This window comes from Lactiplantibacillus argentoratensis (assembly GCF_037290055.1).
In the GTDB taxonomy this organism is placed as follows: Bacteria; Bacillota; Bacilli; order Lactobacillales; family Lactobacillaceae; genus Lactiplantibacillus; species Lactiplantibacillus plantarum.
Genome location: NZ_CP147647.1, coordinates 1,486,507 through 1,511,096, shown reverse-complemented (window position 1 = coordinate 1,511,096; position 24,590 = coordinate 1,486,507). Strand labels below are relative to the sequence as shown.

At 45.6% G+C, this 24,590-nt stretch carries 23 protein-coding genes; 7 read left to right on the top strand and 16 right to left on the bottom strand.

The features are described from left to right. Positions 1 to 109 precede the first annotated feature (109 nt). Together msrB and msrA are read left to right on the top strand one after the other, a co-directional pair. A complete protein-coding gene (gene msrB / locus V7R88_RS07060) occupies positions 110 to 544 on the top strand; it encodes a peptide-methionine (R)-S-oxide reductase MsrB (RefSeq protein WP_057717177.1) in 435 nt (144 codons plus the stop codon). Positions 545 to 571: 27 nt separating this feature from the next. After that, positions 572 to 1,087 (top strand): peptide-methionine (S)-S-oxide reductase MsrA, encoded by a 516-nt coding sequence (gene msrA / locus V7R88_RS07055; RefSeq protein WP_054398406.1) that lies wholly within the window; start codon positions 572 to 574, stop codon positions 1,085 to 1,087. Positions 1,088 to 1,249: 162 nt separating this feature from the next. On the opposite strand, the gene V7R88_RS07050 is transcribed toward msrA, so the two are convergent. The 4 genes from V7R88_RS07050 to V7R88_RS07035 all read right to left on the bottom strand — a co-directional run bounded on the left by V7R88_RS07050 (position 1,250) and on the right by V7R88_RS07035 (position 7,250). Then, positions 1,250 to 1,450 (bottom strand): sterile alpha motif-like domain-containing protein, encoded by a 201-nt coding sequence (locus V7R88_RS07050; RefSeq protein WP_003640551.1) that lies wholly within the window; start codon positions 1,448 to 1,450, stop codon positions 1,250 to 1,252. Between the two features lie 212 nt (positions 1,451 to 1,662). Further along, on the bottom strand, positions 1,663 to 2,517 hold the full coding sequence (locus V7R88_RS07045) for a phage integrase N-terminal SAM-like domain-containing protein (RefSeq protein ID WP_054398404.1): 855 nt from the start codon (positions 2,515 to 2,517) through the stop codon (positions 1,663 to 1,665). A 1,884-nt stretch (positions 2,518 to 4,401) separates the two neighbouring features. Then, a complete protein-coding gene (locus V7R88_RS07040) occupies positions 4,402 to 5,931 on the bottom strand; it encodes a hypothetical protein (protein WP_057717179.1) in 1,530 nt (509 codons plus the stop codon). A gap of 11 nt (positions 5,932 to 5,942) precedes the next feature. Beyond that, positions 5,943 to 7,250 (bottom strand): glycosyltransferase family 2 protein, encoded by a 1,308-nt coding sequence (locus V7R88_RS07035; protein ID WP_054398400.1) that lies wholly within the window; start codon positions 7,248 to 7,250, stop codon positions 5,943 to 5,945. A gap of 202 nt (positions 7,251 to 7,452) precedes the next feature. Here V7R88_RS07035 and V7R88_RS07030 point away from each other — a divergent pair, with 202 nt between their 5' ends. After that, the gene (locus tag V7R88_RS07030) at positions 7,453 to 7,860 is read left to right on the top strand and encodes a hypothetical protein (RefSeq protein ID WP_057717180.1); all 408 of its coding nucleotides are present in this window, start codon (positions 7,453 to 7,455) and stop codon (positions 7,858 to 7,860) included. 75 nt (positions 7,861 to 7,935) lie between these two features. On the opposite strand, the gene V7R88_RS07025 is transcribed toward V7R88_RS07030, so the two are convergent. From V7R88_RS07025 to V7R88_RS06995, 7 genes are all read right to left on the bottom strand, one after another. Further along, entirely contained in the window at positions 7,936 to 9,285 is a 1,350-nt protein-coding gene (locus V7R88_RS07025) for a dihydrolipoyl dehydrogenase family protein (RefSeq protein WP_057717181.1), read from the bottom strand. A 65-nt stretch (positions 9,286 to 9,350) separates the two neighbouring features. Beyond that, positions 9,351 to 9,788 carry a MarR family winged helix-turn-helix transcriptional regulator gene (locus V7R88_RS07020; RefSeq protein WP_054398395.1) on the bottom strand — a complete coding sequence of 146 codons (438 nt, stop codon included), beginning with the start codon at positions 9,786 to 9,788 and terminating at the stop codon, positions 9,351 to 9,353. A gap of 156 nt (positions 9,789 to 9,944) precedes the next feature. Further along, positions 9,945 to 10,472, bottom strand: coding sequence for a GNAT family N-acetyltransferase (locus V7R88_RS07015; protein ID WP_057717182.1), 528 nt, complete (start codon positions 10,470 to 10,472; stop codon positions 9,945 to 9,947). 98 nt (positions 10,473 to 10,570) lie between these two features. After that, positions 10,571 to 12,469, bottom strand: a complete 1,899-nt coding sequence (locus V7R88_RS07010) for a CDP-glycerol glycerophosphotransferase family protein (protein ID WP_060599097.1) — start codon at positions 12,467 to 12,469, stop codon at positions 10,571 to 10,573. Further along, a complete protein-coding gene (locus tag V7R88_RS07005; RefSeq protein ID WP_057717184.1) occupies positions 12,470 to 13,591 on the bottom strand; it encodes a CDP-glycerol glycerophosphotransferase family protein in 1,122 nt (373 codons plus the stop codon). Then, positions 13,579 to 14,604, bottom strand: a complete 1,026-nt coding sequence (locus V7R88_RS07000) for a ribitol-5-phosphate dehydrogenase (RefSeq protein ID WP_057717185.1) — start codon at positions 14,602 to 14,604, stop codon at positions 13,579 to 13,581. Before V7R88_RS07000 ends, V7R88_RS07005 begins: the two co-directional genes overlap by 13 nt. A gap of 1 nt (position 14,605) precedes the next feature. Further along, a complete protein-coding gene (locus V7R88_RS06995; protein WP_054398385.1) occupies positions 14,606 to 15,307 on the bottom strand; it encodes an IspD/TarI family cytidylyltransferase in 702 nt (233 codons plus the stop codon). Positions 15,308 to 15,589: 282 nt separating this feature from the next. Here V7R88_RS06995 and V7R88_RS06990 point away from each other — a divergent pair, with 282 nt between their 5' ends. From V7R88_RS06990 to V7R88_RS06980, 3 genes are all read left to right on the top strand, one after another. Continuing rightward, on the top strand, positions 15,590 to 16,939 hold the full coding sequence (locus tag V7R88_RS06990) for a hypothetical protein (RefSeq protein ID WP_054398384.1): 1,350 nt from the start codon (positions 15,590 to 15,592) through the stop codon (positions 16,937 to 16,939). 26 nt (positions 16,940 to 16,965) lie between these two features. Further along, positions 16,966 to 18,558: an L-lactate permease gene (locus V7R88_RS06985; protein WP_057717186.1), complete on the top strand. Its 1,593-nt coding sequence runs from the start codon at positions 16,966 to 16,968 to the stop codon at positions 18,556 to 18,558. A 114-nt stretch (positions 18,559 to 18,672) separates the two neighbouring features. Next, positions 18,673 to 19,023 (top strand): hypothetical protein, encoded by a 351-nt coding sequence (locus tag V7R88_RS06980; protein WP_054398379.1) that lies wholly within the window; start codon positions 18,673 to 18,675, stop codon positions 19,021 to 19,023. Positions 19,024 to 19,213: 190 nt separating this feature from the next. Here the strand turns inward: V7R88_RS06980 and V7R88_RS06975 are convergent, their stop codons facing one another. Together V7R88_RS06975 and V7R88_RS06970 are read right to left on the bottom strand one after the other, a co-directional pair. After that, positions 19,214 to 20,104, bottom strand: coding sequence for a hypothetical protein (locus V7R88_RS06975; RefSeq protein WP_060599096.1), 891 nt, complete (start codon positions 20,102 to 20,104; stop codon positions 19,214 to 19,216). Positions 20,105 to 20,294: 190 nt separating this feature from the next. Then, on the bottom strand, positions 20,295 to 21,638 hold the full coding sequence (locus V7R88_RS06970) for an amino acid permease (RefSeq protein WP_054398375.1): 1,344 nt from the start codon (positions 21,636 to 21,638) through the stop codon (positions 20,295 to 20,297). Between the two features lie 223 nt (positions 21,639 to 21,861). Between V7R88_RS06970 and V7R88_RS06965 the strand changes: the two genes are divergently transcribed. Beyond that, complete coding sequence (locus tag V7R88_RS06965; RefSeq protein WP_054398373.1) at positions 21,862 to 22,719, top strand: DUF368 domain-containing protein; 858 nt, start codon at positions 21,862 to 21,864, stop codon at positions 22,717 to 22,719. Positions 22,720 to 22,855: 136 nt separating this feature from the next. On the opposite strand, the gene V7R88_RS06960 is transcribed toward V7R88_RS06965, so the two are convergent. The 3 genes from V7R88_RS06960 to V7R88_RS06950 form a co-directional block, all read right to left on the bottom strand. Then, entirely contained in the window at positions 22,856 to 23,593 is a 738-nt protein-coding gene (locus tag V7R88_RS06960) for a DUF1003 domain-containing protein (protein WP_054398371.1), read from the bottom strand. A gap of 227 nt (positions 23,594 to 23,820) precedes the next feature. Further along, a complete protein-coding gene (locus V7R88_RS06955; protein ID WP_057717188.1) occupies positions 23,821 to 24,129 on the bottom strand; it encodes a DUF960 domain-containing protein in 309 nt (102 codons plus the stop codon). A gap of 28 nt (positions 24,130 to 24,157) precedes the next feature. Beyond that, the gene (locus tag V7R88_RS06950) at positions 24,158 to 24,490 is read right to left on the bottom strand and encodes a hypothetical protein (protein ID WP_054398367.1); all 333 of its coding nucleotides are present in this window, start codon (positions 24,488 to 24,490) and stop codon (positions 24,158 to 24,160) included. Positions 24,491 to 24,590 lie beyond the last annotated feature (100 nt).

The following is a 24,590-nucleotide window of genomic DNA, read 5'->3' as shown; positions in this document are numbered from 1 at the left end:
AAGAAGCTGCCACTTGTGGGAGCTTCTTTTTTGCATTCTAGATAGATTGGGGTATGATAAAGATTGTGATTAGGTTGTGCACAACTAAATTATGGGAGGACTGGTAGCAATGGATAAGCAGCAAGATGAATTACGACAGCGTTTAACACCAGAACAGTACGCCGTTACCCAGGAGGCGGCGACCGAGCGGCCATTTAGTGGTGAGTATGATAACTTTTATCAGGAAGGTATTTACGTTGATGTTGTTAGCGGTCAAGCACTCTTTAGCTCGCTTGATAAATATGATGCGGGCTGTGGCTGGCCATCATTTACCAAACCAATCAATCAGACCAATCTGAACGAGCACCGTGACGAGTCGTTTGGCATGCACCGTACAGAAGTAACTAGCACGCAAGCGAACTCACACTTAGGGCACGTCTTCCCAGATGGGCCCCGTGATCGCGGTGGGCTTCGTTATTGTATTAATTCAGCAGCGCTGAAGTTCATTCCAGTTGCTGAACTTGAAAAAGCTGGGTATGGTCAGTATCAGAGCTTATTTAAATAATTGAGTTAATAAACGGGAGGAATTTAGATGACAGAGACTGCAATATTTGCTGGTGGTTGTTTCTGGTGCATGGTCAAACCGTTTGACCAGCAGCCCGGAATCAAGTCAGTCATTTCAGGTTACACGGGTGGTACAGTTGCTAATCCAACGTATGAACAAGTTGCCAGCCATACGACTGGACATACTGAAGCGGTTGAAATCACTTTTGACCCAGAGGTAATCAGTTATGCCGACTTAGTTGAAATTTATTGGCGTCAGACCGATCCAACTGATGCATCGGGCCAATTTCAGGACCGTGGCGACAGTTATCGACCAGTAATTTTTGTTAATAGTGAAGCTCAACGACGAGCTGCAACGGCTTCAAGAGATGCACTGGCAGCTAGCGGTAAGTTTGCTGAGCCGATTGTGACAACCATTGAAGATGCGAAGCCATTTTATCCCGCAGAAGCCGAGCACCAAGACTTTTATCGACGCAATCCATTCCGCTATCAAATCGAAGAAATGGGCGGTCGTGAGGCGTTTATTAAGGAACATTGGCAATAAACGTAATGGTGGCTTAAGCGCTTAGAATGACGCCTATTGGAGAACTGTTTATCACTGGGCATCATCACAATAATGCGGCTAAAAATACGAATAAACCAACCTGCAAACCTTCAGCGATCGTCACTGGGTTAGTAGGTTGGTTTTTGAGTTTAATTATGATTGTTAACTTGCTTGGTAAGCGTCCAATGCTGAATAAAACGACTTTTTGACTGAGTCACGAATATTTAAGTAAGTAATATAATCAGATAATTCATGAACATTACTAGTCAAAGGAAAATCAAAGTCTGAGTGCGCATAACAAGCAGCTGGTGCGAACGGACCGTTTTGTTCAATAAACGGTTCTAACCAACGATAGAATGTCATCAAATCATCCTTTCAATACTTTAGTTAAATCACTAAAACTAGTTTAACTGCAAAAAGGCGCGTTGTATAGGCGTTTTAAGGCTTCTTAATTAACTAGCAAATTCCACGTAATGCTTGTGATGTGTTTGTAAAGTTATGTAAAGATCGTGCAACAACGTAAAGTTACTTTAACTAAAAAAGCTAACCGTCGCAGTTAGCTTATCAGTGTTGCCTTAATCTGTTTTAGTGGCTTTTAAAGTGCGCAAATCACGTTGGCGTAGCAAGTTTTGGTAATATTCGAGGCTGGTTTCATCTAACCGCAGTTGCTGCATGATCTCAGTCGGTTCGGTCGTCCGGTGTTGATTGAGAAACCACAGCATGAAGTCTTGGCGCAGTGCAACCGGCTTTAATGGCACACCTAAACGTTGACTATCACCCGCCAAGTATTTATGCAATGCTGCTAGAGTGATATGTGGGTCGGTCCCACGTTGACGCTGCTTTAAGAAAAGGTCCGAACTACCACTTTGAGTCTGTAATGGCTGCAAATAGGCCCGTAGTTTAACCAGAAAAGCCTGTTCTACTGCTGTAAAGGTAATTGTATTCAATTGCTGATAAAACCCCGGTGTGAGCATCTCCGTGGCAGTATAACCCTTGGTCGTTAGTAACAAAAATAAGCGGGTGTATGGATGCAGGTCATCCATTGCTAGCCATGCCGCCAATTGCTCTGGCCAAGTCGTTGTTTGTTGCCGATTAGTCAATGGTTGTCCCTTGATTGTAAAGGTTGGTAAAGTTGTAATAATTCGGTGTGAAAATAAATAGCTAAAGTAGCCGTTTAGATTCGACAGACATTTATTCAGCGTCGATGTTTTGAATTGACGTTGTTCACGGAGCATTGCCAAGTAAGCTTGAATATCATTCTCAGTTAAATCTGCTAGTAACTGATCCTTAGCAAAGGTCTCATTGAAATGCTGCTCATAGTTGAAAAAGTCAGCCAAGGTTAATTCATATTGCTCAATCGTACTAGCTTGCTTGCCAGCAGTTTCTAATGAGGCGAGAAAGCTTTTAGCATACGGAAATTTAGCGGTCATTGATAGTAGGACATCCTTTCTGGGTTAGAATTCTTACTTTAACTAAAACATAAATTTACAGCAAAAACAAGCGATTTGACCGATGCTGAGAGGCGCATTCTAAGCGCGTGTTCGTTTATTAGTTGAAGACTCGTCCGTCAAATGAAGCGTATAATCGACGTTAGCTATCAGCAAATTATGAGCGTACATGCAAGTTAGTGATAAATACCAGCTAGTGAGCTAGTTAGATTTAGCAGTTTGAAAGTATTTGAACTTTAAGTGATTCAGACAAGCTAATCCAAATTCATGAAAAATACTCGGTTGAAATTCAATCGACTGATTTTAGCGTTGATGTCTGTGACTCAAAAAAATAATTTAAGTTAAACGGACGCGCTAAAAAGTTCAAAACAGTTAGCCACGAAAAAATAGTTGCAACGAAATGACAATCTAAGAATTGAGTCACCAGAAAGCTAACATAAAATTTAAAAATCATCACGGGGGACCTAAATCAGGTCGTGGGGGAGCAATTTTGTTTTCAATTCTACTTTGTATAATATATATTATGTAAACTAAAAAATATATAAAAAGCCCCCTAGCTAGATTTAGCCATAATCCGCACATAAGCCATCATAATCACCAACCAACCGCTTTTATCATGTAAATTGTTATCAAGTTTACTGCTAGTACAGCGATTATTTTCGGCTAGAAAATAAATTTATTACGCATTTTTATAAAATCTGCTGAATAATATTGATGTGACTTACTGTGGACATATGATTATGATTCATAAGCTAGGCACAGTCAGAAACCATTTCATCATCAAATCGCTTTTGACTGTGTTAATGATGATACTGCGCATAACTGTTAGTCAATCGCTTGGATTGCTGCGTACCTTAGATTTAAAACCGGCTTTTAGAACGTCATTGTTTATCAAGTTTCAAAGGACATGATTTGCCATGGACGGAGCGCCCAAAGCCGTATCATGACGGTATTCAGTCACGCACTCAACTAAAAATGTTAAAGATGTGTAAGTTAGATCCGTCTGTGATACTAATTTGTCTTGTTGGCAGTCACGTCATTTTATCGTAATTTATATTAGAGGTCGCGTGCTGAATGCCATAAATGTGAGCGGGCATCTTTGAGTACTGCGGTTGTATGAAGAGCCGGTACAGCCTAGCTTTGCAATTGCTTTTTGGCAACTATTCTAACTAATAATCGCGGTAATTAAACAATAATGCGTGCTCAGTCATAATTGTGGATTGACAACTTATTAATTTTCAGACCATTAATCCTAAAATTAAGCGTATTTATTAAAGCTAATTGTGTCATTCGATTTAGTGTCACCAATCATTGCAGACTACGAACAGTAATTCGTCATGGCCTCATCGGTTTGTTGGCCATGCACTAGATCAAAAGTTCGGTGAATAATTTACCAGGGTAATGGGTTCTTTTAATACCACGTCTAATAAAATTGCGTAAAACGCAATGTCATCGCACAACCCGATATTACGCTCAAATAGGTCGTTGGTGTTCATGTCAACTTTTTGTGGCAGCCCCTACCCGGCCAGAAATAGCACCCGGTCGCCCTATTTTTCAAGCCGCTTCCATTCAACGCATTCTAAGACCGCCTCAGCACCAGTTTTACCCAATCAATTGGGCCAATTCAATGGTACACCCGTTTTGGCTGAAGCTTGACGAATTGACATGACGCCTCATAGCAATGGCTTTGCTCACCCACGCCATTACGCCGGCCCCCCTTTTCGAGATGCTAAAAAGATTATTACTGAAGCAACGGTCACTACTGTCAGCAATAATCTTTTTTATATCATCAGTTTAATTTTCATTCAGTGAGCTTCGAACGCTAACGATTCATTTGAGCATTGATCTTGAAATAGCCCCTGCCACTCAATTCTGCTTAATTTGACGCTGCCACCAGAGCTTGGCCCCCGCGATCCCGCAAGTCATCAACATAAGGATTGGTAAGTACAAGATAATATGATAGCGGCCCTGTACTTCCAATGGTAAGGCACTTAGGGTGAAACCATCTAGTAACAGCGCTCCCATCAGCAAATAGCGATTGAGATAGTGCCGGTGCCATAGCAGTCCCAGTCCCATTAAAACGCTGAACAACGCAATTACCAGCATTGCTTGCCAATAAATCGTCGCACTTGTAATCAGTATAGGTGCCAAGTGAAACCAGTGGCGGTTGAGCAAACCGGGATGGTGGCTTAAGTTATATAAGCTCCAATCATAACCATAATCCTCACGAATAAACCCCTGCATTTTTTCATTAGCAAAGGGACCTAACTGTGGCTTGACCTGTTTGAGATTAGTCTTCAGGGTTGTCGCCATCGTTCGGGTAATGCGTGGATACGCTTGCGTCAACGTGGGCGCCACCCGTAATTCGTGGCTGACGGTAGCTTGTAGTGCCGGGCTATAGGTCCCGTGACTTTTGACATCTGTCCCCGTAGCCAGGCTGTATAAAGTTTCAACTTGGGCTGGCGCAACCTTAAAGCCATATAACCAGCTGTCGAGATTGGTCGCTGTGAACATGAGTCCTAACACGACCCCACCGTATATGAGGATCTGCCGAGCTTGAGCGCGGTAACGGTGGTAAGATTTGAGCGGGACACATAGACTCATCAAGCCCAGTGCAATTAACCAAACGCCCATGATTGGTCTTAGCATGTTTGCTACGACAGTCGTCACGATTGCCAGCGCTAGGTATAGTCGCCGGTCTGTGATTGTGGTCGTCGCGAGTGGAACTAATGCCCGTGTCAGCGCATACATCATGAGCAAAACGCTGGTGAAGAAGAACGGTTCACCACCATTTAAGAGCGTGCCGTACAGCCAATAAGCTGGAATCCAGTAAAAAATGAGTGCAGCCGCGATACCTAATTGTCGTGAGAGCCACCGTGCGACCAGCCAGTAAATTAAGATCATGTCGACTAACGTACACCCAATATTGATTAGTTGGCTGACAAAAAAATTGGCCCCGCCAAAAGCCGCGACTAAGCTGTAGCCGTTCGCGATATTTAAGGCGTGTGGAAAAACGACGTAATTACCAACGATGCCATGGTGCAATAGTTGGGTCCAGGTGAGTCCTTGGGCACTAAATGCGGCAAGCGTATGGTAATTCCAGAAATCTGAGGTGGGATCGATTTTTAACCCTGCAACTAGTGGGAATTTTAAGAGAGTTAACCCCATCAGTGCTGCAACTAACCAGCTAGTTTGATGGCGGCTCAACCACCAGCTGCCAAGGCCAATCGTGGCACCAATGAACAATACGAACAAACCAGCGGCTATCCAAGCGCTGATTGCGAGGTGTAATTGCCGACTGACCTGCCAGTTGGCGATAATCATCCACCCGAGCAAGGCAGCTGCAATCGTGAGAACGGTAATTTGAAATATCTTATAGCACCACTTCATCGGCATGCACCTTCATCTTAATATGAGCGTTTCAAGCCAGTATCTGGGTATTTTGCAACGGGGGTCGTGACACCATGGCGCGTTTTAGCCCACCCCGTTTGACCACGCAACTGCCGGTAAATGGCGACGTATGGTGTCAGGCTAATAATCAATAGGAATGCTTGAAAGGTTAAACTCTGCTTGAGCGCATCCAAGAAGCCAACGGGTTGTTTCACGACAGCACAGTTGCGCTGATACAGCGCTGCTAATACTAAACAAGCTGAAAAGGCAATCACTAGTAATGTTCCGATAGCCAAATGATGCCACCCAACTTGCCAATGTTGCAAGCTGCGACTCACAAGCACGACTATCGTGATCAGACTGGTCAGTGGCACGATACAACCACTGATAGGCATCAGAATCCAAAAAGTCGTGTCCAATTTTTGAAAATGGTTCAGGCGTCCCGAACGCCAAAGTGCTGGTAAATAGCGCATGCATTGTACGGCGCCTTGACACCAGCGCACCCGTTGACGAAAAAATGGGCGTAGTTGTTCAACGGCCTCTTGCTGAACAACTAAGGTATGATCAAAAGCTGTTCGGGTACCACCTAACAGCCAAGTCCGCAAAGTAAATTCGAGATCTTCGAGTAAGCTATTCCCCCATGGATTCTGTAACGCTAAATCTAGCCGGACGAACTGTCCATTTCCCGACGCAATCCCCTGACCAAGGCGATTGCGCAACTGTTGGGTAGCATTATTAACCCCCATGAACTCAAAATTCTGCATCTTAGTCAGCCAGTTGGGCTGATTGTAGATATTCACACTCGTTTGGATCATGGCCAACTGTGGTTCTTGTTCGAAGTGCGCCAGTACCCGTGTCAAATCGGCAGTATTCATGAACGCGTCTGCATCCAGGACCCCCACGATCGTTCGCTGCGGATTGGACTTCAGTGCCAATGTCTTATGAATGTACTGGACGGCAGTGTTGAGGACGGCCCCCTTACCAGCACGCTGGTTACCCGTGCGGTGTAAGATTTGTAAGAAGCGCGACGATGACTGTGTTAATAACAACAGACTGTGATCTGTCGAATCGTCATCAACGGCAATGATTTGGGCGTGAATGGTTGGTGGTAACTGTTCGAGAGATTCAGTTAATTGTGTAATCGTTCGCGAGATCACGTGTTCTTCATTAAGCACCGGAATGACCAAAAACAACTCATAGGGTGTGGGCCCCTTTTCATAGCTTTGTATAGGTTCTCGATAATGATTGATCAGTAATAAGTTAATAATAAAATACAAGTAAAAAACGACTGAAATCATAATTGCGACTCTGATTATTATCATCATAACGCCCCCATAGAAACTTATTAAGAAGGTATTATACGCATACTTTTTTAAAATTCCTATTATTTATGTTATGAAAACATAGTGAACGAATCATGCCCATTCTTTACGTCTTTTTCACGGGAAGTTTACAATTATTCGGTAGTTAGCAACGTATGTAAATTGGTAGGATAGTGTTATTAACTAATAAGGACGGCGGAGACTGATGAAAAAAGTAACTTGGGGACTACTCACATTGTTGATTGGACAACCAATCATCGTTTATATTGGACAAGCAGCCCTGTTAACGATGATTCCGAGTCATTATGGTCTGTTGGGAGCAATCGCTTATACGAGTGATTCGCACCACTATTTGGCGATGCTTGAAAGTATGCTTATTCCGGCCCTACTGCTCGCGATTATCCCACTAAATCGGTATGCGGCACCCTTTACTTGGTCAACAATTTTGAAAAGGACGCTTGGCTGTTGGCTATTTGGAATGAATTGGTTTATTCTGATCAGCCTGTTTGTTCAAGCTAGCTGGCTAAGCTGGGGTATCTTCCTTTGGTCACTTGGTGGCGCCATTGTCCTGCTCGCCAAATTATTAGGCGTCCTAGTCATAAACAATCAGTGAGTTAATTTCGAATAACAAAAAGATACTGGGTAGGCGGCAACCTACCCAGCATCTTTAAATTAGTTGGTTTAATGACTAGTCATGGTGTAAGAGTGGCGTCAACATATCAATGATCCCCACTGAAGCACTTGGAAAGGCAAAAATCTTCTGACTTAACGTGTTGGCAGAGACGTGATCATTAATAATCATGGTCAGTAAATTAATCAAGTCTGGCGCGCCATTACCATAGATGGAGGCACCGACGAGGTAATTCTCTTGGTCAAAGACCAGTTGTAGATCAGCATCGACCTCGTTTTGATACTGAAAGGCTAACAGTTTACCGTATGGCAGTGCTTGAACGTGAAAGTGGTCAGTATCAAGCTTGGCGTTCTCGACAGGGATACCGACCTGTGCGATTCTTGGCAACGTAAAGACAACTGATGGAATGACCGGATAATCGATTGCAGCCGTACTTCCAAGCAGTTGGCCAGCGATGTAGTTAGACTCAAAGGTCGCGGTCGGGGTTAGCTTCGGCAAAGTTTTGCTGATGACGTCACCACTAGCGTAAATGTTTGGAATGTTTGTCCGCAAATGGTCGTCGACGATAATGCCGTGTCGGTCGGTTTTAACGCCAACTTTTGTTAACCCTAAGTATTCGATGTTTGGAATCCGACCAGTGGCCGCAATGATGTCATCACTCTCAATGGTCAGGCCGTTCTCAGTAGTTGCCAATAATCCTGTGGCGCTTTTAGTTACCTGGCTAAGGGCTTCACCAAAGTGGAAGTGCACCCCGGCTGCCTGTAAATGTGCAATCATTTTTTCAACGTGCTCTGAATAAAATGCGGGTAGTGCCCGATCGGCAAACTCAATAATATGCACTTCTGATCCTAGTAACACGGCCATGTTGGCAAATTCTAACGAGATAATTCCGGCGCCAATTAAGGTCAGCCGTTTAGGCATGGTTGGTAGGTCAAGAAAATCACGACTGTCATGCATCAGCTCCGCACCCGGAATCGCCAGCTTGACTGGTCGTTGTCCGGTCCCGATAACGATGGTATCCGCTGTATACGTGCTGTCCGCTACCTGAACGGTGTGGGTATCAGTCAGCTCACCATGACCGGTAATAATTGTAATCCCCAATTGTTTGAAGACGGCCGTCATTTGTACCGATAAAGGTTGAATGACTTGTTGCTTATAGGCCATCAACTGTGACCAATCGATGGTGGGCGTTGTGTTGATGCCAATCCCTTGATATTGTTTGAGTTGTTCAGTCAGCTCGAAGGGACCGTCTAACAGAATCTTAGCATCACAGCCAAAGTTAGTGCACGTTCCGGCGATGGTATCTTCTTCAATGATTGCTACCTTATGTTGCGCATGTGCTAGGGCTACTGCCGCATGCCACGTTGCGTGCCCGCTACCGATAAAAATTGTGTCATAATCTGCCATTAGAGATTCCTCCTAAAATTATATTTCAATCGCACACGACTGAAATGGTCAATAAAAAGGCCCGTTTAGGCCAAATCCTGTGATAATGCGGTAATAATCTTCTGGTTCAGGGCCAGTGCTTGTTGATATTCATCGACAGTCAGGTGGTAGCGACTGATACAAGTTTCAATCGCGGCTTCGATTGGTGCTTGTTGTTGCTTACCCTGCGTCGTGAGATGAATGAGTAACTGGCGCCGATCCGTTGCTGGTCGCTCGCGCTGCAACCACCCTGCGTCTTCCATGCGTCGCAAAAGCGGTGTCAAGGTGTTGCTGCTTAAGCGCAGAACCTGACCTAACTCGTGTAATGACTGGTCGTCATGTTCCCACAATGCCATCAGTACGAGATACTGTGCGTAAGTCAGTTTGAATGGTGTTAACGCTTCGACATAAAATTTGTTAAATAACCGATTGGCATTGTATATGCTAAAACAAAGTTGATTAGCAAGGTCAATTTCTGGTGTCATGCGGATGCTCCTTTCAATCGTGTGCGATTGATTATCAGTATAAGCCCCTTGCCCGTAAAAAACAAGGGGTAAATAAATTTGTAAGCTGCTGGTCGCCACAGACAGCGACTAATTCTAAACTTGTAAAAGCAGTTCACTCAAAAGCACTTACTGCCCTTAGTCTTGGGTCAGTGACTTGATCATGAGCAAATCGGTTTGGCGATCATCACCCATCACAAAATCGTGAGCACTGAATTGTTCAAAGCCCCACTTCGCATAGAAGCCCTTCGCGGGTTCGTTATGTTCCCAAACGCCAAGCCAGATTTTCTGCTTATGATTAGCTTTCGCAATTTGAATCGCTTGTTGCATAAATTGATTGCCGAGCCCTTGGTGTTGGAATGCTTTTCGGATATAGATCCGTTCAACTTCTAAAGTGTCTGAGCCCATTGCTTCTGATTGTGCCGCACCGGTGTTTAATTTCAAGTATCCTAATGACTCACCGGCTCGTTCAACAAAATAAAATTGTGATTCGGGTTCCGCTAATTCATGGGTTAACTTGGGCAAGTTATATGCATCTTGTAAGTATGCGGCCATATTTTCAGAGGTGTTTTGTGCACCAAACGTGTCCTTAAAGGTTTCAATACTGATTTGTTGTAGTTTGTTCACGTCAGCAGTGGTGAGCCGCCGTGTCGTAATTTGTGACATGATCAATTCCTCCTATAGATTCCTAGCAAAAACAGTCGGTCACACGATCAACGCGGTAAATACGCTGACAATGTGACTGACTGTTTTATTCTAACATATTATTTAGCCTTTTTACCCCAATCAGGGATAATCTTCCCATCTTCACTAATGGCGAGACCGTCGTTATTTTCTAACTCAGCTGCGTTCGGATCCTCGAAGTCATTTTCAAGTGCGTCCACAAAACGGGCTGTCGACTTGCCATCTAAATCATCAAAGAAGAAGTTCACAAAGCCGTCCAATTTAGCTTGGTCAACTTGGGGATGTTGCAGCTGGCTGATCAACTCACCCGTGTTTTCCGCTAAACTACCGGGAATAAAATCAAAGTAGTTGAAGTAAAAGCTCCGGGATTGCATGTAATCCGCTAAGTCCGGCGCAAAGAAAATCATTGGCTGGTTCAGTAGTGCGTATTCGAAACAAACTGATGAGTAGTCAGTGATTAATTGGTCAGCAACGAGTAATAAATCGTTGATCTCACGATAATCAGAAACATCATAATAGAAGTCCGAATATTCATATGGTAACGTTGGTTTGTTTTGCACAAACGGATGAATCTTCAGTAAAAAGACGTAATCTTCGTGTAACGCTTCGTAGATTGCTCTAAAATTCAACATTTCAAAGGGATAGTATGCTGATTGCTGACCATTGCCACGAAATGTTGGGGCAAAGAGAATGACTTTTTTGCCCTTGATGAATGGCAAATCTTGCGCGAGCCGTTCCCGGATTGCCTGTTTCTTGGGCTCATCGAAAAAGATATCCGTCCGCGGAATTCCTAGCGGCTGAATCTTATCCGGCGCAATTCCAAATCCTTCCGCGTATTTATCCGCGATGTTATGCGAAGAAACCAAGGCTTTGGTGTAATTGCGATGATTTAACGATTGAACCTTAGGACCACCAGGCATCCCCAACCGGCTGTAACCAAATGTTTTAAAGGCACCGACCGCATGCCATACCTGAATCAAATCCGCATTTTCCCGGATATGCAATGGGTAAACTAGTGGGTAAAAGTCATCTAAAATCACATAGCGACTAGTAGCCAACGCTTTAGCCAACGTTCGAACCTCTTTCCAGGATTTTTTGGTTTTAATACTTGGCTTCAAATAGAATGAAATCTTAAAATCAGTATTGCGACGTTTTAATTCCTGGTAGATAAACTCGAAATTACCGGAGATCGTCACCCGACTATCGGAAACAAATGAAATTTGTTTCTTATGAATCGGTTGAAGGCAGTACCACCGATACCAGAGTTTTAGCGCCCGGCGTTTAATGGCACGCATCGCTACACTATCTAACCCGACATCTTCAGTAAACTCATTTTCAAGCGGGTTGACATCACTCAGTTTATATGAAGTGACCTTTAAGGCTTGGGCGGCTAAATTATACCGAAAAATTAGACTGTATGACTTATTGCTTTTCGCTGAATAGCTTGTCATTTTAGTCGTATAATTTAAGTCTTGCTGTGTTTCCACCACTTGACCAATGGAGGTTCGTCTGATAATCCAACCATTACCTAGATACTGTTTTAATTGTATCTTGATTTCATAAGTGCCTGGCGTTAACGGTTTACCCTCACTGAGTGTCGAAAAGTTGATGTCACCATGATACCCGGCATATGGAAAATCAGCGTTTTGACCACGAACGTTGATCAACGGAATTTCTAATTCTTCATTCGTCTTGCTAGTCAAAATTAAGCTTTTAATAATTCGTTCAGTATCTTGTTCGGGATACTTTTCAAACCACGCCATTCCCTCAATCACTAAGTAAGAACTGTTGAATTCCAGCTTAGTCACTTGACGTTTGATCAATGATTCGGCATCTTTCTCAATTCGCAATGTATTTAGAAAATCAACGTCTTCCTTGGTCGTTTGTGCGTCCTCAACCAGTTCACGATTACGAGTGTATTGCGGTTGATTCCGTCCGTATACGATGCGACGTGCGATTCGTTTTAGTCGTTGTATCATCTAATGTTCTCCCCCTGCTAATTTTTCAACAAATTGAACGACCCGTTCGGTATTATGCCCATCTTGATGTGGAAATGTCTTTTGCTTTAATTCATGTACATAAGATAGATCCATATGATCAACTTCCTGATTAATAAAATCGACAACTCGCGCCGCTTTGCTGAAGTGCGGTGCTTGCAAATATTGATAGTAATCGACATAGAATCCGGATGTTTGCATATAATCATCATAATCAGGCGTATACAGAATGATTGGTCGTTCAAAATAACTAAACGTCAATGATAATGACGAATAATCGGTTATAAATAAATCAATCGTTGGCATCAGCGTCTTAACCCGCTCAGCATCTTGGAAGATATGCACGTTGGATGGTAGCGTCATCGCTGACAGTTTTAAGTACGGATGCAGCGAAATGTACAGTTCCCATGGACCGGTCAGCTGCTGACAGGCCGCAATCATGTTGTTGACATATCCCATGACTTGCTGCTTACCCTGGACACCTTGCCGATAAGTCGGTGAGTATAGAATACGACGGGCGGCGAGCCGCGGTTGTTGTGGTTGTCGATTAAGCAACGAGTCGACCATTGGCGATCCAGTGGCAATGACGTGATCTTGATTGATAGCCATGGCATCTAGATAAGCAGGCTGATCAGACTTTGCATTGATCAAGACCCAATCATAATTTGTGTGCGGCTTCATGACGCTCTGATCAGCATTCGGTAAGCTGAGGCCAAACTTTTTCAATGAACCAATGGCATGCCATAATTGTACCACTTGATTATCATCATGTTTGTGAATTGCGTAAAGTGGAAAAAAGTAATCATCGATCACAAAGACGTCAGCCCTGGCAATCACGTATAGCGCTTTAATGGAGGCGAGCAAGAAGCCCACTTTTCCAACCAGGGTGCGGTCATAATGATAGCAAAACACAGTAACCGGTTTAACGTTGGCAGTTTTTAGGCCCTGCTCAAGAGCTGCCAAATTGTCGTTTAATTGACCGCTGCGCATCGTGGCAAGTGTGATCCGTCCCTTCTTCGGGCCAAACACTTTATAAAAAAATTGATAGAATAAATTAAAGCTCGTGTGTAGTAACACGAGCTTTACCGTCTTTAGACGTCCCATTCCATCACCTCCTTGCCCCAATAATTAGTAAGTGCACTATCAAAGAAGTTGGTAATGTCTTGAATGGAACCCACTTTTTGAACGTAGCCAACTAAATTTTGCAACCGTTCGCGAGTGACTGGACTGGAGGATAAAATATCAACGGCACATTTAAAATCTTCACGGCTGCTGCGACTGACGCCTCGTAACGTCAATCCTTCTGCAAGGACAGACCGGGTGTCGATACCGACTGGGTTTTCAGAGACGCCCATTAGAATGGCAGTTCCCATCGGTTGAATATGCTGGATAATTTGTTGAATCGCTGCTTCACTGCCCTGGCCGCCGGTACATTCTAAGGCCTGACTGACCTTGACATCGGCTGGAATGTCATCGACCAGGTAAGTTTTGTCTGCAAATGAGAAATAATCTAACTTGGATTGATGCCGACCGAATACCAGCAACTGACTGTCTGGGAAAATTTGTTTAACCAGGGTCGCTGTAATATAGCCCAAGTTACCATCACCCCAAATACCGATAACCCGTTGGTCCTCATCCATGGCACTTTCAAGCTTGGTTAATGCTTGAACGCCGACCGAGACCATCTCAATGAATGCGGCCATGTGTGGATCGAAGTCGCTTGGCACGCTGATTGCGCGGTCGCGTCGTAAACAAACGTATTCTTGCATAAAGCCGTCGTAGCCACTTGAACGGAATTTTGAAGAAGGTAAATAGTTCTCCTGAATAATTGAATCCTTCTGAACGGGCGTATTAGGGACCATTGCGACGAGCGTCCCAGGCCTATACTCATGTTGAGGATCATAAACAACCTCACCCACAGCTTCATGGATCAGTGCCATGGGTAGCTTAGCACGTAATGCGGCTTGGGAGCGTTGACCAAAGAAATAACGCGTGTCAGCATGGCAAATCGATAAGAACTTTGGTCGCACGATCAAATCATCGGCGTCTACCTCTTCGGCGACGGTTTCAACTTCAAATTGACGGGGACTCACTAAGCGATAAACTTGATTTAACATCTTATGACCTCTTTTCTACTAATGCTGATGCAACGCGTAAGTCAAACGGCGTTGTGATTTTAAAATTATAATTTTCACCACGTACTAAACTAACCTTTTGACCAGCCAGCGAGCAGATTTTGCACGAATCAGACAGTGATGCCTTTTGTTCGGAACTAAGTGCGTTATATGAGTCGATCAACGTTTTGATGTGAAAACTCTGAGGTGTTTGACCCTGATACATTTCGGAACGAACCGGAATATCAGTTACTTGATCATTAGTACCGCGGACAATTGTATCGATTGCTGGGACGACGGTATCGACTGCTTTGTTCTCTAAAACGGCGACGATATTGTCATTAATGATACGTTGTGTAATGAACGGCCGAACTGCGTCATGAGTCACAACAACATCATCGTCCTGAATACCGTAATGATCTTGGATATAGTTGATTCCACTCATTAGTGTTTCGTTACGGTCGGCCCCACCAATGACAACGTGAACACGCTCATCGGTGATGTACTTTTTGATGATATCTTCAGTATGGCTGACCCAATCGGCTGGACAGACGACTAAAATGGCGTCAAAGCGACTTTCAAGCGTAAATTTTTCAATAGTATGGATTAAGATTGGTTTGTCGGCAAGCAGTAAGAATTGCTTTGGCATCGGAACATTGCCCATGCGAGTTCCTTTACCGCCGGCTAATATTTGTGCATAAATCATATCTACATGACCCCATTCATTATTTAAATTATGTGGATAATGATAAATAAGAATTTTATGTTTTTTGTGAATAAATATGAAAGAAGTGTGACGTTCCTGGTAAGAATTGTTTTTTTTTATTTGTTTAGTTAAAGTAAGATTATACGATTAGTTTAAATATATCTACATATCCCGGCGCTCAATTTACAGGTAAAAGTGCCTAAACATACCTTTTAGCACCATTTATGCGCATTAATTGGTATACTAGGCCTAGAAAAACTAACGAAATGGTTGTGATTATCTTTGACTCGTTTACGAAACTCTGGGTTAGACTTCTCCGTCGCGACGCTTAACTTCTTGGCGAACGTCGGGATCGTCCTACCCTACGTTCTAATTCTCTTTAAGTATCAGCAGACCCACAACGCGAATTACTTAGCTGCGATCGTGGTCTTCTATGTGGCCCGGGCGGCAAGTGTCTTCTGGACTAAGCACCTGAACCTCAAGGCTAGTAGTTATTTGCTCATTTGCCTCTGGCTGGGGGCATTCGGTAGCTTGTTGTTCAGCTTGACGGCTAACATTGTGGCTGTGCTGGTCGGGGCCCTATGCTTAGGGTATACATCCGCCAACATCTGGCCCTATTACTTGACGATCAAGCTGCACTTGTCCGCGCAGACGGACTTTAAATTAAAGAAATTTTACTGGTTAATTTTCTTAGTTCTCGGCATTCTCTTTGTCCTAGATTTTGCATTGAATTGGGGTTACCGACTGGCCTTTATCCTGCTGGCACTACTATTTATCATTGCCTTGCCTGCTGGCCGTTTGCTGAGTCAATTTTCACTCGCGTTTTATGATCAACATGAAATGGCCCAGGCACGCCCGATCAAGCCGTGGCGCGTGGTGGTTTTTATCGTCTTCTTTGCTGCGATTGGGTTACTGACGTTGCTGCGTAAGGCGAGCTTGCAAATCGCGCTACCAGCCGTATTGGGAATCATCGTCGTGGCCATTATTCTACTCAATCTAGAGCTAGCTGCTGATTGGCAAGCTATGCCGGCTAACAAACTACGGATTGTTGATCGGGGCTTTTTACTGAGTTTTGTCCTACTGTTTAATAGTTTCTTTGGTGTCTTTGTCTTTGGAAAAATGGGGATGTACCTAGTCTTTGCTATCTATTTGTTGGGCTTTGAGACCGGCCGCCCACTGTATTTGTTACTAGGTCGACATGACTTACATCGTGCGACAACCATCGCGCGCGGTGGTTTGATCATTGGCCACTTATTAGTTGCGATGGCCCAACCCGTTTTATACGTCGCCGGGCTGCTTCTGATCTCGTTGTACGTCGGTTTTGAAAACCCAGCCATCAATACTAGCGTTTATGCCACTGAGGTTGATGATCCCGATCTCGCAATTATTCATAAATATCGCTTTTCCACTTATGGGGGCCTACTTTGTCAACTCTGTTTCTTCGGCCTCTTAGTAATTGTTAGCAGTTTTCGGCAATTAAACTTGCTCAATTTCTTCAATCCAGCTTCAACTGCTTTGAAGAACACTTATCTAGTAGGGATGGTTTGGCCCTTAACGGCGATTTCCCTGATTGTTACGCTGGTCACGCTCTATGGCCAGTATTATTTCAAACGGGCGCAGTCAAACGATTAGACACCATCTAAGGAGGCGTTACGACTATGATTTTTATTGCAAGTGCGGCAATTATCCTGCCACTGATTCTTCTCGGGGGCCTGAATTTATCGGCGACCCGTGGAATGACCATTAGCGCTCTGGTAGTGATTATTACTGGCTATTTCTTCTGGCAGATTAGTCCAACAGTTCTGACCGCCTCAATTCTGCAGGCGATTCATAAAGCCCTGCCCATCTTATGGATCTTATTTGGCGCCTTACTCATGCTCAACTGTTTGCGCGCCACCGGAGCAATCGACCGGATCAACCAGGGTTTTCAAAGTTTGTCTGCCGACATGCGGCTACAAACCGTTTTGGTCGCCTTCCTGTTCGGGGGCTTGATCGAAGGTGTCTCAGGCTTCGGGACCCCAGCAATGGTCACTGCACCATTACTAATTGCACTCGGCTTTTCACCCATGGCGGCCGTTATCTTGGCCTTAGTGGCTGACTCGACCCCCGCAGCGTTCGGCGCCGTCGGGACACCATTGACCGTGGGACTGAGTAATGTGACTGAAAAAGCATCCGTCTTGAACTTGATTGGTCTGCGCATCACGCAACTCGATCTATTCGTTGGTGCGCTAATGCCAGCGGTGCTCATTTTAATTCTCATCATGTGGTTCGGTCCTAAGACGCACCGCTTGAAAAACTGGCTAGCCGTCTTACCCTGGGCGTTAGTGATCGGTTTCGTATACAGCCTACTGGCACTCCTCAGTGCTTGGCTGATAGGTTATGAATTCGTCTCGATTATTGCGCCGCTGGGAACACTGATCATTGCCATCATCACGATCCGATGGCACTGGTTGTTACCAAAGTCGAGTCAGACAACGCCGTGGCGAACCAATGGCCCGGTAACTCAGACGGCTACATCTAGTTCGGTGAACCTGGTGACTGCCTGGTTCCCTTACCTACTGGTCGTTGTACTATTACTCGCTAGTCGGGTCGTGACACCGATCAAGCATGTTTTGACTCGTTATGCTAACTTATCGTGGTCCCACATTCTGGGTTATAGTCAGATCAACTCTGATTGGGAGCTCCTCTACTCACCGGGGACGATCTTGGCGGTGGCGGCCATCATTGGGTTACTCGTACAAGTCCGTTCATTGAAACCCTTATTACCGACTGCCCATTCGGTCATCCGTTCAATGGGTAACACCGCCATTGCCCTCGGCGTTACCTTGATCATGGTTCAAGTCTTCACTAATTCTGGCCTCAATCAGGCCAACCTTCCCAGCATGCCAATGTATATCGCCAAGTTCATCGCGACCTATCTAGCTGGTGTCTGGGTAATCATGGCACCGTTTCTCGGCCAATTAGGGGCGTTCGTAACTGGTAGTACCACGGTCTCGACGCTGACTTTTGCGCAAATCCAAGCTGATATTGCGGTCAATGCGAGTTTGAAGCCCACGATTATCTTGGCAGCCCAACTCGTCGGGGCAGCGGCCGGTAACATGGTTTGTGTCCATAATATCGTTGCCGTTAGCTCAGTCGTCGGCCTGAGTGGTCAGGAAGGCGCCATCTTACGTAAAACACTACTACCAGGTCTGGGTTACGCCCTCTTAATCGGGGTTGCCGGGTGGCTATTATTACGCCTAGTTGCTTAACTATATGCGCATAAAGGCACTAATCAACCGCAGTTCAGGTGATTAGTGCCTTTATTTCATGAATGGATTAGACTAAAATAGGATTATAATTTTCAACGCAAAGGAGGCGCTGACATGCAAGTGCGCTTAGTGCCGAACTTACAACTCGGTGAACGGATTATTGGTCCGACCCCCGACCCCGAGGCCAATCGCGCGCTTTATCAACGCTATGCGAAACGATTACAGGCCCGATTAGGTATCGGTTTTCAAGTCTATCTAGATACGAGCGACGGTTACGATTTACTACATGCGCGTGACTACGACACCGATACTTGTTGGGTCGTCGCAGCGGCCGTTTACCAAGCATTAACCGATTCCGCCGTGCTCACCCACCACCGCATCATCCCGCTGAGTGACCAAGCGCTGATTTTAAAAGCGACGCAACCAATTGAAAAACAGCTGCGTCAGCCCCCGACTGATCAGTAGCCGCCGCTCGTCATCGGTCACACTGATGAGACCGGGATAGCTGGTAGGCATACATGGACACCACCCGTTAAAATCAAAAAAGTAGCAGTGTATTAGCCGGTTCTGGCTGATGACACTGCTACTTTTGTTTGTCGGCTAACTGACTCAATTTAACGGGCGGCGAACCTAGTTATCGACCGACGCGTTATCATTATTGCATGCTGGCAGCCATTTTGATTGCCGTTGCCATCTCCTGAGCCTTGACTTGATAGACCACTTTACCAGCTTGCCATTGGATAACTTGATCTAGCTGCCCAGAACCTGACGAGACCGCGTCAAAACTGATATCGCCGACCGATTGTGGTGCTGGTAAATAGACTTGTTCGAAGGTAGCGACAGCCTGTTTCGCCAACGCGACGCCCGCGTCTTCGTTCATCATGTTGGCATGCACGGTCAACGACCAGCGGCCCTCGTTCCACATGATATATCGCTGACCGGCACCCGCGTCGATATGCGCGGTGATTTGATGACCGAGATCGACAGTCGGGAGCCCCGCTGCGGATTTATTATCCCGATAACCCACTTGCTTGGCCGCGGCATCCGTTGTCGTATAAGTCGTCTTGGTGACGGTCGCATAGGCCGTTTCATCCGCCACAGCCGCCGCGTTGAATGGCCGTGCTTGCTGTCCCACACTATACCGGACAGTGTAATTAGCCGCGGCACCTGAATAACGCATGTTTAACTTCGAACTGCCACTGGTTAACCCATCAACTTGTGGGACAAGTGCTTGTTGCCCCAACACCTTAGTCAACTGTTGATTAAGTGCCGCTAGCCGGGTGGTGGCCGTCGACTGGGTGACCGACTTGTTGGAAACACTGGTGGCCCGCTCACTTGCTACTTTAGATGACCGACTCATCGTAGTGTGACGCTGGCTACTAGTACTGCTGGTGGTCGAAGCCTTCTTCTTGGCGCTGCTGACCGTGGCCTTGGCAGTCGTTGTCGTCTGACTAGTTGCCTTGGCGTCCTGATGTGTTTGTGTCTGTGATGAACAGCCGACCAATAAGACGGCGAGTGGTAATACGAGCAAGTTGCGATAATTCATACTGTTCCCCTCCCCAATAATCATGTCACAGCTGATACGTGCTCGTCAGCAGCGTCCATGAGGTTTGACTTAATTATAGAATAGAATGCGCCATTAGGGGTGATTATTGCACCTTACAAAAATCGCCGGCCACCAGCTGGTAAACTAATTGGGTTTACCAAGACTGATGACCGGCGTTGACGCTCAATCGTTATTCAGTAACGTGATGCATACTTCGCTCAATGACTAATAAAACGACGAACCAAACGACTGAACCGATGACTGCCCAGCGGTTGACTTGATCAAAGCACAAGACGACCGTCACCGCGATAAAGAAGGTCAAGGTCGCGATGTTAGAAATGGGGAACAGTGGCAGTTTAAAGGGATTATGCGTACTGTCAGTGGTTCGTTTGTAGACATAATGGCACACCAACAAGGCACACCAAACAATGATGAAGTTGGTCGTCGCCACGTTCGAGATCAGCGTGAAAACGGTACTTGGAATCACGTAGTTCAGTGCGACGATCACCAGTAAAATCAAGGACGAGAATAACAAGGAGCGGGCGGGAACGTTGTAGCGATTGACCTTTCCCATCCACTTCGGCGCGTTATCGCCGTGCGCCAGCGTAAATAACGTGCGGCTCGTACTAAAGATGGCACTGTTACAAGCTGAGAGCGCCGCGGTCAGAACCACGAAGTTAATAATGCTAGCCGCCGCTTTGATGCCCACGTCGCTGAAGACTTGCACAAAGGGCGACTGACTGGTCGTAATCTGGTCCCAGGGATAAATCGCCATGATTACGAATAAGGCGCCCACGTAGAAGAATGAGATTCGAATCGGCAGGCTATTGATGGCCCGCGGTAATTCTTTTTCGGGGTTTTCAGCTTCCCCAGCTGTAATTCCGACCATCTCGATACCCGTAAACGCAAAAATAACGAGCGAAAACGACATCAGGAACCCCTGGATGCCTTTAGGGAAGAAGCCCCCGTGACTGACCAGGTTCGTCACCGAGACCGTTTGCCCACCGACATGGGCCGCGGAGCCGATCAAGATCGCCCCCGTCACGATCAAGGCAATGATGGCCACGACCTTAATCATCGAAAACCAGTATTCTAATTCGCCAAACGCACTGACGGAAAGCATATTGAATACTAATAAAATCAAAATAATTATTAAAGGCGTTACCCACTGTGGAATCCACGGGAACCAGTAACGAATGTAGATGCCGCTCGCAGTCAAGTCAGCCATGGCCAAACTGATCCAGCAAAGCCAATAGGTCCACCCAATGGCGAACTCGAAACGTTTACCCAAATACCGATTGATGAATTCCAAAAACGAATGTAAGCGCGTATCTGACAATAGAAGCTCACCCAGTGCCCGCATCATCAAGTAGCAGAAAAAGCCGCCAATCGCATACGCCAGCAAGATCGACGGGCCCGCCTGCTTGATTGCTGACCCGGAGCCTAAGAAGAGCCCGGTCCCAATCGCGCCCCCCAGCGCAATCATCTGCACGTGACGGCGTTTTAGTTTGCGGGCAAGTTGCTGATTTTCCATATGACCTCAACTTTCCTTTAATCCAATTTAATAATAATTTTCATAAAAATACAGAATTTTTCACGTCCATTCATTTTATGACAAAATAATCCGCCGCGCAACTTTTGCCACCGAAAGAAACGGTAAAAACGGATTTTAATTGCCAGGTCGCTCTTTTTCTGGTATCTTTAATTACTTTGATTATTACTGGAATACCAGTCATTAGAGCTAAAGGAGTTTACTTATGCCAACTAAAACAACTGATACTTTCTGGAAACGATTCTTCAAGGGCGTCGTCATCGCCCTCGGCTTTATTTTACCGGGCGTCTCAGGTGGGGTCCTGGCCGCCATTCTCGGTATTTACGAGCGGTTGCTGGGCTTTATGGCCCACTTCCGCCGTAACTTTAAACGCGACTTCTGGTACTTTGTTCCCGTTGGCTTAGGGGGTATTGTCGGGATTGCCCTGCTTTCCGCCCCACTGGAGTACTTACTGGCACATGCCCAGGTGATCGTTCTCTGGGGATTTGCGGGTGCCATCATCGGGACTTTACCAGCCTTGATGACGACGGCGACTAGTCAAGGGCCGCGCGATTGGCTCGACGGGGTTTGGTTCTTCGGGACCTTCATTATGAGTGCTGGTCTACTCTACTTCATGAGTGAGTTGTTTGGGACTTTGCCGGCTAACTTTGGTGGGTTCATCGTTGCAGGCGCCCTGATTGCCTTAGGCGTTCTAGTGCCGGGGCTGAGCCCTTCCAACTTACTGCTGATTTTAGGTCTCTTCACGCCGATGCTAACAGGCTTTAAAAAACTAGACATCGTGGGCGTCTACTTGCCGATCGCTATCGGTGGTATTCTGGCAATGGCCTTGTTCTCGAAGTTGATGGATCACCTATTAGTAAAGTTTCATTCCCGGGTCTACCATTTCATACTCGGTATCGTGCTGGCTAGTACCATGCTGATATTGATTCCAAATCCATATGCAGCTGAGAGTATCTCATACGCGAATGCCACTCTCAGTACTTACCTATTCAGTGCCTTAGCACTCGCTGTCGGAATTGCGGTGGGTTACTGGATGAGTGCCTTAGAAAGCAAATACAAATAATAGCGCTGACCGTACGCAAACTTGACGAGCTTCGTCGAATGTTACGGGACGGTCACGGATTGCTATAAAAAAACTGAGTCCCAGAATTTTCATCTTCCGGGACTCAGTTTTTTGGTGCGCCACTCAAGCAGCTGATTTAACTTTGATTACGACGTCGCCGTGGTTGCAACCGCCGTAATTCGTTGACTTGTGCCTGAATCTCGCCTAACATTTGGGTTTGCATTTTCTGAATTTCAAGCATGTTCGGTTCATCTTGTTGAATTAAATGATCGACCTTCGAGTGCAGGACCCGAATCTCCTCTTCAGACATCGAGTTCACTTTAAAATCATTGGCCGCTTGGAGACGATCATACTCGGCTGCCCGGTTCTGACTCATCATGATCAATGGCGCCTGAATCGCCGCGACCATACTTAAAAATAAGTTCAATAGAATAAAGGGATAGGGGTCAAAATGGTGGCTGAAAATTGGTAAAACGTTGAGTAGCATCCACACGAGCATCACGACCACAAACGAGATGATAAACGCCCAGCTCCCCCCGAACCGCGCGACGCCATCCGCGACCCGTTGCCCGAATGTCAGTGAACTTTCCAGTTCGTTGTTCACATCGACGACGCGATACGTATGGTTGGCGAGGATCTTAGATAATTGCGCATTGACCTTATCATTTTGCTGGTAGTCGCTCTCGATCATCGCATCCATCTTTGCTAAGCGGTAATGCACGAGATGCTCGCTACAAATGAAACTACTATTATGGGCCTGCGGAAAGTCCTTTAAAATCATTTGCTGCAAACTAGTTTCCAATTCTTCTAATCGCATGCCGTCCACAACTTGGTACCGTTGTTGATCGACAATGCACACTGCTGTTTTCGCCATTAGACACACACCTTTCTCTGATCCCGGCGCAAAACTTTCGTGAATAACTTGGCCACACGACTCGGACGGCGGCCCTCGCCATCACGGTGCCCACCTCACGCCATCTATTTAATTATACAAATTTAAGGCGCGTCTGCCCAGTCAAAGACCACCAAACAAAAAAGCGATTATTCGCGGCCTGAAGTGACGAGTTTCCTCGCATTCAGCTCGTCGAACAATCGCTGCTATTAGACAGAGAGTTCGTCCATCAACATCATCGTCTGATATTGCCCGTCATCTAAGACTGCAACCGTCTCCGGGAACTCCCGTTGATAGCTAACTGGTAAGTCAAATTCCATAATGGCATCGTGCTGAGCGTCAAAGGCCACCGTGACCTGGCCATTCCGTGCAATCAGGGCAAATTGCAGGACCTGTGGTAAGCGAACGACTCCCTTTAGATCTTGATCAATAATATCCCAAATGCCATCAATCACCGCGCTGGGTAGCTTGGCGGCTAGGCCCAACGTTGCAAACCGTTCTTCATCTCGATCGAACATGCCAATCACCTCATTAAATCGATTCGGCTTAGTTATCGCGAACAATCACCGCAACTTCTTTTTCAATCCGGATAAATAAACCTTGTGAATCCTGTCGAAAATCATTTTCTAACGTGTCAGACAGCGGTTTAATCCGGCCAACCACCGAACCAGTTGTGCCGTAGAGCTCAATTGTCTGACCATCCGCAGCCCATTTGACTGTCCAGTAGCTACCTTCTAGGGCCTCATCGACGAAGTACTGAGTACCCGCCAGCACGGCGTCATTAATCACACTACTTTCATCCGCAGTCATCCCCGCGTCTAATTCCCACTTAAGTTTTTGATTGACTTCCAACATATCTCCTGGAATCAAATTCTGCATGATTATTCCTCCACTTTTGTTCATTTACTTAACATCATACCACAATCATAACTAATATCAGTTATTCAAACTTATCGGCAGCAGTTGTCTGGCAAAGATT